Genomic DNA, 14,150 nt, shown 5'->3' on the forward strand with positions numbered 1-14,150 from the left:
TTCTTGGACTGGTCATGCTCGACACAGTACGAACCCTCAGCTTGCGGACTTTCAGAGGAAGCTCAAGGAACGCCGCGGAAGCCCGGCATGGCGGAAGGCAGCAGGAGTCGAACCTACCCAGGAGTGTCTGACACCCCCAACTGGATTTGAAGTCCAGCCGTACCACCGGATACGAATGCCTTCCGTGGGAAAAAGAAACCGAAGAACGACGAGCGCCTACGCCTGAATACCCACCCAACCGCTATCAGGCCGCAGGTAGTGAAGATCGCGGTGGAAGCGAGTATACCCAACCCGATCGAAGAACTCGAGAATCTGGATCGCGCGCTTGCGACCGAGCCCCGTCGCATCGCGGAACGTCGCCGCATCGAGCCCGCCGCCGCGCGACGGCGCGAGATGCGCGACCAGTTCCGCCAGTTCGCGCGCGACGTCGGCATGATAGAACAGGTCGCGCACGACCTGCTGCACGTCGCCGCGGCGTGCGAGCTTGCGCAACAGCGCGCGCACCGCGTCCTCGGCCGCGCCCGTGTCGCGCGCCAGGTCGCGCACCCACGGCGGATCGAAGCGCCCCGCGTGAATCAGCGGCAGCAGTTGCCGCGCCAGCGCTTCCTCGCGCGGCTCGAGGCTCACCGAATGCGACGGCAGATGCAGCCACGGCCCGCTGCGCACGACTTCGCCGCCGGACACCAGGGCGTCGACGAGCGCGCGCCACAGCGCATCGCTCGCGAGCGGCGCGGCCATCCGCCGCAGGCGTGCGGCGTCGAGCCCCTGCTCGTCGGGCATGCGCTCGTGGTACGCACGCAGCGTCTCGACCGCCCGCGTCTGCAACGCACGCCAGTGCGCATGCGAAATCACCGCGCCTTCGTTCGGCGCGGCATCGCGTTGCCCGATCGCCAGCGCATCGCCGGGCAACGCCAGCACATTCGGCGCGAACCCCGTCAGATGCGTGAGCGTCGCGCGCGCGATGCCGAGCGGCGCCTGCGCGAGCAGCGCATCGACGCGCCCTTCGTCGAGCCACGCCGCGAGCGCATCGAGCCACGCGCGACGCGCAGGCGTGCGGCGCTTGCGGGCCGGCCCGAACGGATCGAGCACCCGGCCGCCGCCGACGGTGCGCGTCGCCTGCGGATTGCGGACGATGAAGCGGTCGCCCGGCAGCGCGAACACCGGCTCGTCGAACACCAGTTGCACGCGCATCCGCTGGCCGGCCGCGAGCGTGTCGCCGTCGAGCAGCGCGACGTGGGCCACGCGATGCAGCGTGCCGAGATGCACATGCAGCGGCGCCCAGTGGGTCAGCGTCAGCCCGGCGTCCGCGAGCAGCGTCAGCTCGACGTCCAGGCGCGGCGACGTCACGACGAACCGCGCGTCGGCGACGGTGTCGCCACGCTCGACGTCGGCCTTGTCGACGCCGGCCAGGTTCAGCGCGCAACGCTCGCCCGCCCGACCGGCCTCGACCGGCCGGTTCTGCGCATGGATGCTGCGCACGCGGGCCGCGCCGCCCGTGCGCACGATCGCGAGCGTGTCGCCCGTCGCGACGCGGCCCGCGAACGCGGTACCCGTCACGACGGTGCCCTGCCCGGCAAGCGTAAACACGCGATCGACCGCGAGCCGGAACAGCCCGTCGTCGCGACGCGCGCGCCACGCGATCGCCGCGTCGGCGAGGTGCTGCTTCAACGCGGCGACGCCCGGATCGTCGGCCACGGTCGCACGCGTTTCGAAGATCGGCGCGCCGGCCAATGTCGAGTCGTGCAGCCACGCGGCGATCTCGTCGCGCACCTCGGCGACGCGCGCGGCATCGACGCGATCGCATTTCGTCAGCGCGACAGCGCCATGCGTGACGGCGAGCAGTTGCAGGATCGCGAGATGCTCGCGCGTCTGCGGCATCACGCCGTCGTCGGCGGCAATCACGAGCAGCGCGAAGTCGATCCCGCACGCGCCGGCCGCCATCGTATGAATCAGTTTCTCGTGGCCCGGCACGTCGATCAGGCCAAGCACGTCGCCGTTGTCGAGCGGCGTATACGCGTAGCCGAGTTCGATCGAAATGCCGCGCGCCTTCTCTTCCTTCAGGCGATCGGTGTCGACGCCCGTCAGCGCACGCACGAGCGTGGTCTTGCCGTGGTCGATGTGCCCCGCGGTCCCGACGATCATGCGGCGGGCCCCGCGAGCGGCACGCATTGCGCGACGAACGCCGCTTCGTCGGCCGCTTCGAGGCAGCGCAGGTCGAGCCGCAGCGCATTGTCGGCGATGCGGCCGATCACCGGGCGCGGCCATTCGCGCAGCCGCTTCTCGAGCTGCGCGAGCGCGCGGCCGCTGCGCTTGCCGTCCGCCGAGCGCACCACGAGCCCGGCGCTCGGCAACTGGTCGACCGGCAGCGCGCCGCTGCCGATCTGGCTGAACATCGGCTCGACGGTCACGTCGAAACCGCTGCCGAACGCAGCCTGCAACGCGGGGCGCACGCGTTCGGCAGCGTCGGCTATCTCGCACTGCGGGCGCGTCAGCAGGCGCAGCGTCGTGAGCCGGTCGCGCAGGAATTCGGGCGACTGATACAGGCGCAGCACCGGTTCGAGCGCCGCGAGCGTCAGCTTGCCGACGCGCAGCGCACGCTTGAGCGGATGCTTCTTGATCTTCGCGATGAGCGCGCGATCGCCGACGATCAGGCCGGCCTGCGGGCCGCCGAGCAGCTTGTCGCCGCTGAACGTGACAACGTTTGCGCCGGCGGCGACGGTTTCCTGCACGGTCGTCTCGTGCGGCAGGCCCCATTGCGACAGGTCGGCCAGCGTGCCGCTGCCGAGATCGACGGCGACCGGCACGCCGTGCTCGCGCGCGAGCGGCGCGAGTTCGGCGAGCGTCGCCTCCTTCGTGAAGCCGCTGATTGCGTAGTTGCTGCAGTGCACCTTCATCAACAGCGCCGTGCGCGGGCCGATCGCGTCCGCGTAGTCGCGCAGATGCGTGCGATTGGTCGTGCCGACTTCGCGCAGCTTCGCACCGGCGCGGCTCATGATGTCGGGAATGCGGAATGCCCCGCCGATCTCGACCAGCTCGCCGCGCGACACGACGACTTCCCGCTTCGTCGCGAGCGCCGACAGCGTCAGCAGCACGGCCGCCGCGTTGTTGTTGACGACGGTCGCGGCTTCCGCGCCCGTCAGTTCGCACAGCAGAGCGTCGATCAGGTCGTCGCGATCGCCGCGGCGGCCGGTGGCGAGATCGAATTCGAGGTTGACGGGCCGCGTGAGCACGTCGACCACCGCGCGCACCGCGTCGTCGGGCAGCAGCGCGCGCCCGAGGTTCGTGTGCAGCACGGTGCCTGTCAGATTGAACACGGTCCGCACCGCGCCCGCGCTCTGCGCGGCCAGCGTATGCGCAACGGCAGCGGCGATGCGCGGCTCGTCGAGCGGCTCGGCCGCGGCGGGGTCGTGCTGCGCGGCCGTGCGCCAGCGTGCCAGTTCGGCCCGCACGGCATTCAGCACGCGCGTGCGGCCATAGTCGGCGACGAGCGGCTGCAGCGGCGCCGACGACAGCACGCGCTCGACCGACGGCACACGCGCCAGCACGGCATTCAATTCATTCACACCCGGTTCGGTCACGTCGTTATCGCTCCAGTCTCATGCTTCGAAGTCGGCCGGGCCGACGCTCGCGCACCGCCCCGGCCCGTGCCTTCAGTCCGCTTCCCGCGACACGTCCGGCCACAGCAGCGGGTTCGGCGAACTGCGCTGGTAGCCGGCCTCGTTCATCAGCAGGTCGAGCGTGAGGCTCGCGAGATCGTCCGCCAGCGGCTCGAACTCGTAGTCCTTCTCCTGATAGCCGATCTTGCGATAGGTCTTGCATTCGTCGCACGATTCGGCCTTGACGGCTTCGCTGCCGCCTTCGATCCCGTGATACGCGATGCCCTTCGTCGAATCGCAGTGCGAGCACTTGGTGCGCACCATGTGCCACTCGGTCGTGCACAGCCCGCACTGCAGGAAACGGTAGCCCTGATACTGGCCGCCGACCCGCACGACGCTCGCAACCGGATGCGTGCCGCACACCGGGCACAGCCCCGGCTGGTCGAGATACGGAACGTCGGTCGGCGTCACGCGGCTCGCGAGGTCCGTCCACACGACCTGCAGCGCGGCCATCAGGAACGGCGCGGTGGCCGGATCGACTTCGGCGAAGCGCAGCGCGAGGATCGCGTCGGCCTGCGCGTCGAGCTCGGCCGGCGCCATCAGCCGCAGCCGGTCGAGCAGCTTCGCCAACTGCGGATTGACGAGCCCGGCGCTTTCGACGCGGTCGAGCAGTTCATACAGCACGGCGCGCCAGCGCGAATCGCGCTCGCCGTGGAGCGCCGGCACGAGCGGCATCGAATGTTCCTGCGCGCGTGCGATCGCTTCCTTCGACGGCAGCGGCAGCTCCAGCGTCTGCAGCGTCGCGTGCTGCGCATCGGCGACGGTGGCCATCAGCCGCAGGTAGCCGCTGATCGGGTTCAGGTCGGCAAGCTTGCGCAGCCGCGCGGCGCGCGCCGCGAACGCGGTCGCGCGCTCCGGCAGACGAAAGCGCGGAATGGCCGAATGATCGAGTGCCGAGATCTCGGTCGGCTCCAGAATGCGTTGTGTCACGAAAATCTCTTCCAAGGGGGCTGTTTGCGCATGGAACGCGCATGCGTTGCCACGAGAAGGGCCGCTCGCGAGGCGCGCGACGCAGCGAATACTGGCGTATTCGCAAGGAGCGCAACGTGGCGAGCGGCCCTTCTCGTGGCAACCCGTGTCTAATTATCCATTTTAGGGGAATGCCCGAAATCGCCCACAGGGCGGCGTCGCTCGTCACTTGTTTGGCTCGGCCAAACGGCGCTCCTCGCTCCTTGCCCTGCGAGCGATTTCGGGCATTCGCATGCGCGTTCCATGCGCAAACAGCCCCCAAACTAAGCGCCGACGAATCGGCGCTCTCAGGCGATTCCGACGGTTGGCGGAACAGCACGCCGCAATCGGCGTACCGCCCCGCTCCGCTGCGTTACTTCACGCTTTCACGGAACCACTTCGGGTGATGCTTGCGGGCCCAGCCCAGCGTGACGGTGCCGCGCACCATCGCGCCGATCGAACCCTTCACCCACAACGCCGCGTAAATGTGCACGATGATGCTCGCGATCAGCACGAAGGCCGCCACGGCATGCACGACAGCGGCCGCGCGGATCACCCCGATCGGGAAGTAGAACGAGAAGTAGCGCCGCCAGATCACGATGCCCGACAGCAGGAGCAGCAGCAGGCAGGCCACCAGCGTGAAGAATAGCAGCTTCTGTCCGGCGTTATAGCGCCCGACCGGCGGCAGCTTGTCTTCCTGGTTGGTCAGCACGTCGCCGATCTGCCTGAGCCACTGCCGGTCGTCCGCGTCGAGCGCATTGTGGTGCCAGAAGCGCACCACGAGAATCGCGAACGACACGAACATCACGAGGCCGACGAACGGATGCAGGATCCGCGTCCACTGGCCGCCGCCGAACAGCGCGGTCAGCCAGAACATCGACGGATGGAACAGCGCGAGCCCGGACAACGCGAGCAGCACGAACGTGATCGCGGTGATCCAGTGGTTCGTGCGCTCGTTCGGCGTGTAGCGGACGATCAGGTTGGGGTCGTCGTGGTTCATTTCGCGTCCTCCTTGATGCGTCGCGCTTCGTCGCGAGCGGCGGCTTCCTCGTCGTCGGCGACCTCGTTCGGACCGACCCGCGTGTAGTGGAAGAAGCCGGCCAGCGCGGTCAGCGCGAGGCCGGCCACCGCCAGCGGCTTCGCGATGCCCTTCCACAGCTTCACCATCGGGCTGATCGACGGGTTGTCGGGCAGCCCGTGATACAGCGACGGTTTGTCCGCATGGTGCAGCACGTACATCACGTGCGTGCCGCCCACGCCTTGCGGGTCGTACAGCCCCGCATGCTCGAAGCCGCGCTCCTTCAGATCCTCGATCCGCTCGGCCGCGTGCTGCTTCATGTCCTCCTTGGTGCCGAACACGATCGCGCCCGTCGGGCAGGTCTTCACGCAGGCCGGTTCCTGGCCGACCGCGACGCGGTCGGAACAGAGCGTGCACTTGTATGCGCGATGATCCTTCTTCGAGATCCGCGGCACGTTGAACGGGCAACCGGTCACGCAGTAGCCGCAACCGATGCAGTTCTCCTCGTGGAAATCGACGATCCCGTTGTTGTACTGCACGATCGCGCCCGGCGACGGACACGCCTTCAGGCAGCCCGGATCCTCGCAGTGCATGCAGCCGTCCTTGCGGATCAGCCACTCGAGGTCGCCCGCCGGGTTCTCGTATTCGGAGAACCGCATGACCGTCCACGAATGCTCGGTCAGGTCGGCCGGGTTGTCGTACACGCCGACGTTGGTGCCGACCTCGTCGCGCAGGTCGTTCCACTCCATGCATGCCGTCTGGCATGCCTTGCAGCCGATGCACTTCGATACGTCGATCAGCTTCGCGACGCTCCCGGTCACCGGTTCGCGCACCGTGGGCGGTGGCGTCGTGGTGGCCGAGACCCGCTTGATATCCAGCGATTGCAATGCCATCTCTTTCCCCTTACGCCTTTTCGACCTTCACCAGGAACGACTTGAATTCCGGTGTATAGGAGTTGCCGTCGCCCACGGACGGAGTCAGGGTATTGGCGAGATAGCCGGGCTTCGTCAGGCCCTTGAAGCCCCAGTGCAACGGGACGCCGACCGTCTGGACCTTCTTGCCGTCGACCGTCAGCGGCTTGATCCGCTTCGTGACGAGGGCGACCGCGATGATGTAGCCGCGCTTGGACGACACCTTCACGCGCTCGCCATGCGCGACGCCGACTTCCTTCGCGAGGTCTTCGCCAATCTCGACGAATTGCTCGGGCTGGATGATCGAGTTCAGCCGCGCATGCTTGGTCCAGTAGTGGAAATGCTCGGTCAGCCGGTACGTGGTCGCCACGTGCGGGAAGTCCGCCACCTTGCCGAACGACGCACGATCGTCCGGGAACACGCGGGCGGCCGGGTTGTTCAGCGCCAGCGGGTTGTTCGGGTGCAGCGGGTTCGCCGCGAGCGGCGTCTCGAACGGCTCGTAGTGCTCGGGGAACGGACCTTCGTTCATCCCCGCGCGGGCGAAGAAGCGCGCGACGCCTTCCGGGTTCATGATGAACGGCGCCATCCCGTTTTCGGGCGGTTCGTCGGCCTTGAAGTCCGGCACGTCGGCGCCCTTCCACGCGCTGCCGTTCCAGCCGATCAGCTTGCGGGTCGGGTCGAACGGCTTGCCGGCGACGTCGCACGACGCGCGGTTGTACAGGATCCGCCGGTTCGCGGGCCATGCCCACGCCCAGTTCAGCGTCTGGCCGATGCCGGTCGGGTCCGAGTTGTCGCGCCGCCCCATCTGGTTGCCGGCCTGCGTCCACGCGCCGCAGAAGATCCAGCAGCCGCTCGCGGTCGTGCCGTCGTCCTTCAGTTGCGCGAACGCGGCGAGCTGCTCGCCCTTCTTCACGAGCGTCTTCGCCGGGTCCTTCGGATCGGGCAGATCGGCGAGCGCCTTCCCGTTGAACTCCATCGCCAGTTCTTCGGGCGTCGGGCTTTCCGGGTTCGCGTACGGCCAGGTCAGGTTCACGATCGGGTCCGGGTACTTGCCGCCGTCCTTCTGGTACAGCTTGCGCATGCGCAGGAACAGCCCCGACATGATCTCGAGGTCGCTCCTCGCTTCGCCCGGCGGCTCCGCGCCCTTCCAGTGCCACTGCAGCACGCGGCTCGAACTGACGAGCGAGCCGTTTTCCTCCGCGAAGCAGGTGGTCGGCAGGCGGAACACCTCGGTCTGGATCTTCGACGCATCGACGTCGTTGTAGTCGCCGTGATGCTTCCAGAACTCGGACGTCTCGGTCGCGAGCGGATCCATGATCACGAGCCACTTCAGCTTCGCGAGGCCCGCCGCCGTCTTCACCTTCGACGGCGCCGCCGCGAGCGGATTGAAGCCCTGGCAGATGTAGCCGTTCATCTTGCCGGCATTCATCAGCTCGATCGCCTGCAGCAGGTCGTACTGCTTGTCCAGCTTCGGCAGGTAGTCGTACGCCCAGTTGTTCTCGGCGGTGGCCGCATCGCCCCACCACGACTTCATGAAGCTGACGTGGAACGCCTTGTAGTTCTTCCAGTAGCTGAGCTGGTTCGGCCGCAGCGGTTCCTGCACGCGCTTCTTGATGTACGCGTCGAAGTCCTGCTCGGCCTGCATCGGCAGCGTCATGTAGCCCGGCAGCAGGTTCGACATCAGCCCGAGGTCGGTCAGCCCCTGGATGTTCGAGTGACCGCGCAGCGCGTTCATCCCGCCGCCGGCGATGCCGATGTTGCCGAGCAGCAGCTGCACCATCGCGCCGGTGCGGATGATCTGCGCGCCGATCGAGTGGTGCGTCCAGCCGAGCGCGTACAGCACCGTGCCGGCGCGGCCGGGAACGGCCGTGGTCGCGAGCATCTCGCACACCTTCAGGAATTTGTCCTTCGGCGTGCCGCAGACCTGCTGGACCCTCTCCGCCGTATAGCGCGCGTAGTGCTGCTTCAGCAGGTTGTAGACGCAGCGCGGATGCTGCAGCGTCGGGTCGACCTTGACGAAACCGTCGTCGCCGCGCTCGTAGTCCCAGCTCGATTTGTCCGGGTACGCGTGCTTCTCGGCGTCGTAGCCGGAATAGATGCCGTCGTTGAACGCGAAATCCTCGCGCACGATGAACGAGAAGTCCGTGTAGTTCTTCACGTACTCATGCTGGATCTTGTCGTTCGTCAGCAGATAGTTGATGACGCCGCCCAGGAAGACGATGTCGGTGCCGGTGCGGATCGGCGCGTAGTAATCGGCCACCGAGGCCGTACGCGTGAAGCGCGGGTCGACGACGATCAGCCGCGCCTTGCGGTGCGCCTTCGCCTCCGTTACCCACTTGAAACCGCACGGATGGGCCTCGGCTGCATTGCCGCCCATCACGAGAATCACGTCCGCGTTCTTGATGTCGACCCAATGGTTCGTCATCGCTCCACGGCCAAACGTCGGGGCAAGACCTGCCACCGTCGGGCCATGTCAGACACGCGCCTGATTGTCGAATGCGAGCATCCCGAGACTGCGGATGGTCTTGTGCGTCAGGTAGCCGACCTCGTTGCTGCCCGCCGACGCGGCCAGCATGCCCGTCGTGAGCCAGCGGTTGACCTTCGCGCCGTCTTCGGCCGTCTCGACGAAGTTCGCGTCGCGGTCGGCCTTCATCAGCTTCGCGATGCGGTCGAGCGCGTCGTTCCACGAGATGGGTTCCCACTTGTCCGAGCCGGGCGCACGATACTCGGGGTGCGTCAGGCGGTTCGGGCTGTGGATGAAGTCGATCAGGCTCGCGCCCTTCGGGCACAGCGTGCCGCGATTGACCGGGTGGTCGGGATCGCCTTCGATATGGATGATGCTCGGCTGCGCGTTTTTCGCGCCGTCGCCGAGGCTGTACATCAGGATGCCGCAACCTACTGAACAGTAAGGACAGGTGTTGCGCGTTTCGACGGTGCGCGCCAGTTTGTACTGTCGGACTTCGGCCAGCGCTTCGGACGGAGAAAAGCCCATCAGGGCAAGACTCGATCCGGCAAGCGACGTGGCGGTCACCTTCAGGAACTGGCGCCGGGACATTTGTAGCATGGCGGTCTCGGCGTTATTGTGGGGTGGGGTACGACTGAAAGGAATTATAGACAGTTCAGGCAACTCTGATCGAATCCTCGGATCAATACCGATTTGTCCGACCAACCTGCGACCAACCCGCGATGATCCGCGTTCCGCGCGCAACCGAACCGTCATGAAACGACAGATCACTTCCGAAGCCACCCGTCTCGCCCAGCAGCAGGCCAACTGGGCCCTCACCGCGTTCAAGCGCTTTTCGTCCGACCGCTGCTCCGCGATGGCCGCGGGCATCGCGTTTTTCTCCGCGTTCTCGCTCGCGCCGACCCTCGTGATGGTGATCGCGGTGGCCGGCTGGTTCTACGGCGACGACGCCGCGCGCGGCCAGGTGTTCGAACAGGCGCACCAGTTGATCGGGGACGACGCGGCGGCCAGCATCCAGACGATCGTGCAGAACGCGCACCGCGCGGGCCAACGCGGCGGCCTCGCTACGCTGATCTCGTTCGCCGCGCTCGCGATCGGCGCGTCGGCCACGTTCGCGTCGCTCAGCGCCGCGCTCAGCGTGATCTGGCCGGCCACCGAAAGCCGCTGGTCGAGCATGCTCGGCCTCGTGCGCGTGCGGCTGATTTCGTTCGGGCTCGTGCTGGGCGTGGCATTCCTGCTGATCGTGTCGCTCGTGCTCGACACCGCGATCACCTTCGTCGGCACCTGGCTGCTCGGCGATTCGCCATACGTGGTCGTCACGAACCTCATCCAGTTCTTCGTCGGCATCGCGGTGCTCGCGGCCGCGTTCGCGTCGCTGATGAAATTCCTGCCGGATGCGCGCGTCGCGTGGCGCGACGCCGCGATCGGCGGCATCGTGTCCGCGATCCTGTTCTCCGGCGGCAAGAAGCTGTTCGCGCTGTATCTCGCGCATGCGGGCACCGCGAGTGCGTTCGGCGCGGCCGGATCGTTCGCGGTCCTGCTGATGTGGCTGTACTTCTCCGCGATCGTGCTGCTGCTCGGCGCGGAATTCGCGGCGGCCCGCGGCGACGCGCATCGGCCGGCCGAGCATCCGGCGCCGGCCGCGTCCGCTCAGGCAGTTAAACCCGGTCACGCCGACGATCGCCCGCGCGACGACTGATTCACCCGCCCTCTGCAAGCGGCCGCGCATCGGTCTCGCGCGGGCCCGGCACACGCCTCTCCCCTTTGCAACCCCGTCGTCCCGCCGCGCATGCGCGCGGCGTCGACGTATGCGTTGCACGCCGACATGCATTCAGCTGCAACTGCAAACGTTTGCACACCCTCGTTTCGTTACTGCAACGGGCTAAAACAAGGGATCTGCGGCCATCAGCATCAACTATTGAAACAATCGCGGCGCAGCAATTGTCAACTGTTTCATAAACAGGAACAGTTGCTGATGTGCTTGATCTATATGGACTTTTTGGCGCTGTTACCTTTTCGAGACACTTTATTTTTTGAGCTTTCTTGCGTGTATGGCACTGAGCTATTCTCCAATCCGCAACAAATAACGATGAATCACTTGCGTGGAGAAACTCAACGATGAAGAAACTTGCTCTCTCGACCCTCTCGCTCGCCCTGCTGGGCGCCGCTGGTGCTGCTCAGGCTCAGTCGAGCGTGACGCTGTACGGCGTGATCGACACGTCGATCACCTATGTTCACGGTAACGACGGTCAAGGTAACAATTCGTGGTCGATGGGTAGCGGCAACCTGCAAGGCGCCCGCTTCGGCCTGAAGGGTTCGGAAGACCTCGGCGGCGGCCTGAAGGCGATCTTCCAGTTGGAAAACGGCTTCAACTCGGCAACGGGTGCACTGGGCCAAGGCCAGCGCATGTTCGGCCGCCAGGCTTTCGTCGGCCTGCAAAGCGACCAGTACGGTACGCTGACGCTGGGTCGCCAGTACGACCCGCTCGTCGACCTGGTTCAGGCAGTCACGGCTGACAACTACTTCGGCAGCGTGTTCGCCACGCCGGGCGACGTCGACAACAACGACAACAGCCTGCGCGTCAGCAACGCGATCAAGTACACGTCGCCGGTCTGGGCTGGCCTGCAAGTCGAAGCGATGTACGCACTCGGCGGCGTCGCCGGCGCAACCGGCAAGGGTCAGACGTGGGCAGCAGCCGCAGCCTACAACAACGGCCCGGTCGGCCTGGCTGCAGGTTACTTCCACGCGAACAACTCGGCTCCCCTGAGCGCCGCTGGCGTGCGCACCGGCTGGGCCGGCACGTCGGACGCGATCTTCGACGGTTCGGGCAGCTTCATCAACAACGCCTACTCGTCGGCATCGTCGATCGGTATCGCGCAAGTCGCTGGCCAGTATGCATTCGGCCCGGTGACGGTCGGTGCCGGCTACAGCAACGCGCAATACAAGGCTGATGCGAACTCGGGCTTCGGCACGAACCAGAAGTACAACACGGGCCGCGCATTCGTCACGTACCAGGCATCGGCACCGCTGCTGCTCGGCCTCGGCTACATCTACACGAAGGGTAGTGGCCAGACCGACGCCAAGTACCATCAGGTTTCGCTCGGCGCGGACTACTCGCTGTCGAAGCGCACCGACGTGTACCTGGTTGGCGCATACCAGCACGCAAGCGGCCACAACGCCGACGGCACCGATGCGCAAGCGTCGATCGGCTCGTACGGCATCGCCGGCAAGAGCTCGCAGGAAATCGTCGCACTCGGCCTGCGTCACAAGTTCTAAAAACGAAGTATCCGGCGTGCATGGCGTCTCCGACGCCTTGCCGCCGACCTGGAAAGCCAGCCCCGGTTTCGGCCGCGGCTGGCTTTTTTTCGTCCATCTCCGGCAGGCGGAGCCGACATCGCCCGCAGGGCCGCCTCGCCCCGAGCCGGGACCCGACACAGGTCGGCGCGCCGGCAACGGCGCCTGGCGGCTGCAATGCACCCGCAACCCCGTTTCCGATGGCCGGAGAGGTCGCCGTTTCTCCGTTGAGCGCCTATCATCCGCACAGCCGGCGCCGCCCGGGTTAACCGACGCAGGATTTGTTTGCGCCGCGTGTCGATTTCGGCGGGCGTCGTCCGTCGTATCGATGGCGGCATACGGTTGCCCCGCACCCATGCAGACAGGAGACTCGTCATGACGATTCAGAAGATCACGCCTTTCCTCTGGTATTCGACGGAAGCCGAAGAAGCCGCGGCCTTCTATGCCGGCATCTTTCCGGATTCGCGCATCGTGCGCGTCACGGCCGTGCCCGGCACCGACGGCACGCGGATGGTCGAATTCGAGCTGTTCGGGCAGCCATTCTTTGCGATGAGCCACCCGCGCACGGAGGCGTTCAACCACGCAATCTCGCTGCTCGTCAGCTGCGCGGACCAGGCGGAACTCGACCGCTACTGGAGCGCCCTGCTCGACAACGGCGGCACGGCCGACGGCTGCGGCTGGCTGAGGGATCGCTACGGCGTGTCATGGCAGATCGTTCCGGAAGCGCTCATCCCGATGATGGCCGACCGCGACACGGTCAAGGCGGGCCGCGTGGCCGCCGCGATGATGCAGATGACGAAGTTCGACGACGCCGCGCTGAAGGCCGCCTTTGCGGGCACCGCGGGCTGACGACAGGCGGCCGGCTGCGGATGCGCGATGCCGCGCCGGATCGCCGTCTGCACGCACCCGGCTCGACGGGTCGCGCATGCACCCGGCTCGAACGGGTTCGCTATCCGTGGCAGGCGGGCCGTAAGCCGTTGACGTGCTTCGCCGGCGCCCGCCGCTACGCCGCTACGCCGCTACGCCGCTACGCCGACAACATCGACTCGATCGCTCGCCGCGCGTAGCCGATGAATTCGGCCAGCGGCTCGCCCGACAGAATCGCCGCGCCCGCCTCGCCATCGACATAGGCAGCACGCGCAGCCGCAACAACGGGCCGGTGCGCGTCCGGCAAACGCGCCAGCACCCACGTCGCGGCGACGTCCTTCGGTGCGATCCCGCCGGTCGCGGCGCTGTACCAGATGCGCGCGAGCGCGAGCACGATGTTGCACTCGTCGCCACGCCAGTCCGGTTCGGCCTTCCACTGCGCAACGGTCGCGAGCAGCGCGGCGACGAAGTCGCGCACCGGCACCGGCTCGAACAATACGTTCGCGGGCGACCCGACCAGCGCGACACTGTGCTGTCGCGCCTTCGTCAACAGGATGGCCAGATCGTGATCGATCAGCGGCGGCTCGACGATGCCGGCTTCCAGATCGCCGCGCACCCACTCGCCGAACTGCAACTCGCGTCGCGCGGGATGACGCCACGGCACCACGTCGCCGTGCGCGATGACGGTGACCTCCAGCGCACGCATGCCGCTGCTGCAACCCGGCGGCGCATACACGCCGAGCAGGTCCGACATCAGCGCGCGCCGCAGCGCTTCGTCCGGGCGTACCGCTACCGTCACCAGCAAATCGATGTCGCTGCGCGGTTTCAGGCCGCCGTCGAGCGCCGATCCGAACAGGTGGATCGCTTGCAGCGTCGCGCCGAGATGCCGTTCGATCGCGACGCGTGCGGCGGCGAGCTGTGCGGCGATCTCATGCGGAATGAAGTCGGTCACGACGGCAAACCTGACGGCGCGCGCCCAATGGAACGCGAAG

The 14,150-nt window shown here is 66.9% G+C and carries 10 protein-coding genes and 1 tRNA gene; 3 read left to right on the plus strand and 8 right to left on the minus strand.

Annotation, left to right across the window (positions count from 1 at the left end):
• Positions 1-88: 88 nt before the first annotated feature.
• The 7 genes from JYG37_RS18440 to fdnG all read right to left on the minus strand — a co-directional run bounded on the left by JYG37_RS18440 (position 89) and on the right by fdnG (position 9,597).
• Positions 89-184 (minus strand) — tRNA-Sec (locus JYG37_RS18440).
• A 32-nt stretch (positions 185-216) separates the two neighbouring features.
• Positions 217-2,142, minus strand: a complete 1,926-nt coding sequence (gene selB, locus JYG37_RS18445) for a selenocysteine-specific translation elongation factor (protein WP_176015414.1) — start codon at positions 2,140-2,142, stop codon at positions 217-219.
• Positions 2,139-3,578 carry an L-seryl-tRNA(Sec) selenium transferase gene (selA, locus tag JYG37_RS18450; RefSeq protein ID WP_050011252.1) on the minus strand — a complete coding sequence of 480 codons (1,440 nt, stop codon included), beginning with the start codon at positions 3,576-3,578 and terminating at the stop codon, positions 2,139-2,141. Before selA ends, selB begins: the two co-directional genes overlap by 4 nt.
• Before the next feature lie 72 nt (positions 3,579-3,650).
• Positions 3,651-4,586, minus strand: coding sequence for a formate dehydrogenase accessory protein FdhE (fdhE, locus tag JYG37_RS18455; RefSeq protein ID WP_176015415.1), 936 nt, complete (start codon positions 4,584-4,586; stop codon positions 3,651-3,653).
• A 391-nt stretch (positions 4,587-4,977) separates the two neighbouring features.
• Positions 4,978-5,604: a formate dehydrogenase subunit gamma gene (locus tag JYG37_RS18460; RefSeq protein WP_089489179.1), complete on the minus strand. Its 627-nt coding sequence runs from the start codon at positions 5,602-5,604 to the stop codon at positions 4,978-4,980.
• Positions 5,601-6,515, minus strand: a complete 915-nt coding sequence (fdxH, locus tag JYG37_RS18465) for a formate dehydrogenase subunit beta (RefSeq protein ID WP_050011255.1) — start codon at positions 6,513-6,515, stop codon at positions 5,601-5,603. Before fdxH ends, JYG37_RS18460 begins: the two co-directional genes overlap by 4 nt.
• A 10-nt stretch (positions 6,516-6,525) precedes the next feature.
• Entirely contained in the window at positions 6,526-9,597 is a 3,072-nt protein-coding gene (fdnG, locus tag JYG37_RS18470) for a formate dehydrogenase-N subunit alpha (protein ID WP_143328897.1), read from the minus strand.
• A 154-nt stretch (positions 9,598-9,751) separates the two neighbouring features.
• On the opposite strand from fdnG, the gene JYG37_RS18475 reads away from it, so the two are divergent.
• The 3 genes from JYG37_RS18475 to JYG37_RS18485 all read left to right on the plus strand — a co-directional run bounded on the left by JYG37_RS18475 (position 9,752) and on the right by JYG37_RS18485 (position 13,140).
• Entirely contained in the window at positions 9,752-10,696 is a 945-nt protein-coding gene (locus JYG37_RS18475; RefSeq protein WP_124554025.1) for a YihY/virulence factor BrkB family protein, read from the plus strand.
• A 419-nt stretch (positions 10,697-11,115) separates the two neighbouring features.
• Entirely contained in the window at positions 11,116-12,273 is a 1,158-nt protein-coding gene (locus JYG37_RS18480) for a porin (RefSeq protein ID WP_050011258.1), read from the plus strand.
• 393 nt (positions 12,274-12,666) lie between these two features.
• Positions 12,667-13,140 carry a VOC family protein gene (locus JYG37_RS18485; protein ID WP_050011259.1) on the plus strand — a complete coding sequence of 158 codons (474 nt, stop codon included), beginning with the start codon at positions 12,667-12,669 and terminating at the stop codon, positions 13,138-13,140.
• 178 nt (positions 13,141-13,318) lie between these two features.
• On the opposite strand, the gene JYG37_RS18490 is transcribed toward JYG37_RS18485, so the two are convergent.
• Positions 13,319-14,110 carry an AadA family aminoglycoside 3''-O-nucleotidyltransferase gene (locus JYG37_RS18490; protein ID WP_213346117.1) on the minus strand — a complete coding sequence of 264 codons (792 nt, stop codon included), beginning with the start codon at positions 14,108-14,110 and terminating at the stop codon, positions 13,319-13,321.
• Positions 14,111-14,150: the final 40 nt, after the last annotated feature.

Source organism: Burkholderia sp. LAS2 (assembly GCF_018417615.1).
In the GTDB taxonomy this organism is placed as follows: domain Bacteria; phylum Pseudomonadota; class Gammaproteobacteria; order Burkholderiales; family Burkholderiaceae; genus Burkholderia; species Burkholderia sola.

What these genes read in the sequence shown, in the direction of transcription:
- selB (WP_176015414.1), bottom strand. Translation starts at nt 2,142, where the DNA reads ATGATCGTCGGGACCGCGGGGCACATCGACCACGGCAAGACCACGCTC.
- JYG37_RS18460 (WP_089489179.1), bottom strand. Translation starts at nt 5,604, where the DNA reads ATGAACCACGACGACCCCAACCTGATCGTCCGCTACACGCCGAACGAG.
- fdxH (WP_050011255.1), bottom strand. Translation starts at nt 6,515, where the DNA reads ATGGCATTGCAATCGCTGGATATCAAGCGGGTCTCGGCCACCACGACG.
- JYG37_RS18475 (WP_124554025.1), top strand. Translation starts at nt 9,752, where the DNA reads ATGAAACGACAGATCACTTCCGAAGCCACCCGTCTCGCCCAGCAGCAG.
- JYG37_RS18480 (WP_050011258.1), top strand. Translation starts at nt 11,116, where the DNA reads ATGAAGAAACTTGCTCTCTCGACCCTCTCGCTCGCCCTGCTGGGCGCC.
- JYG37_RS18485 (WP_050011259.1), top strand. Translation starts at nt 12,667, where the DNA reads ATGACGATTCAGAAGATCACGCCTTTCCTCTGGTATTCGACGGAAGCC.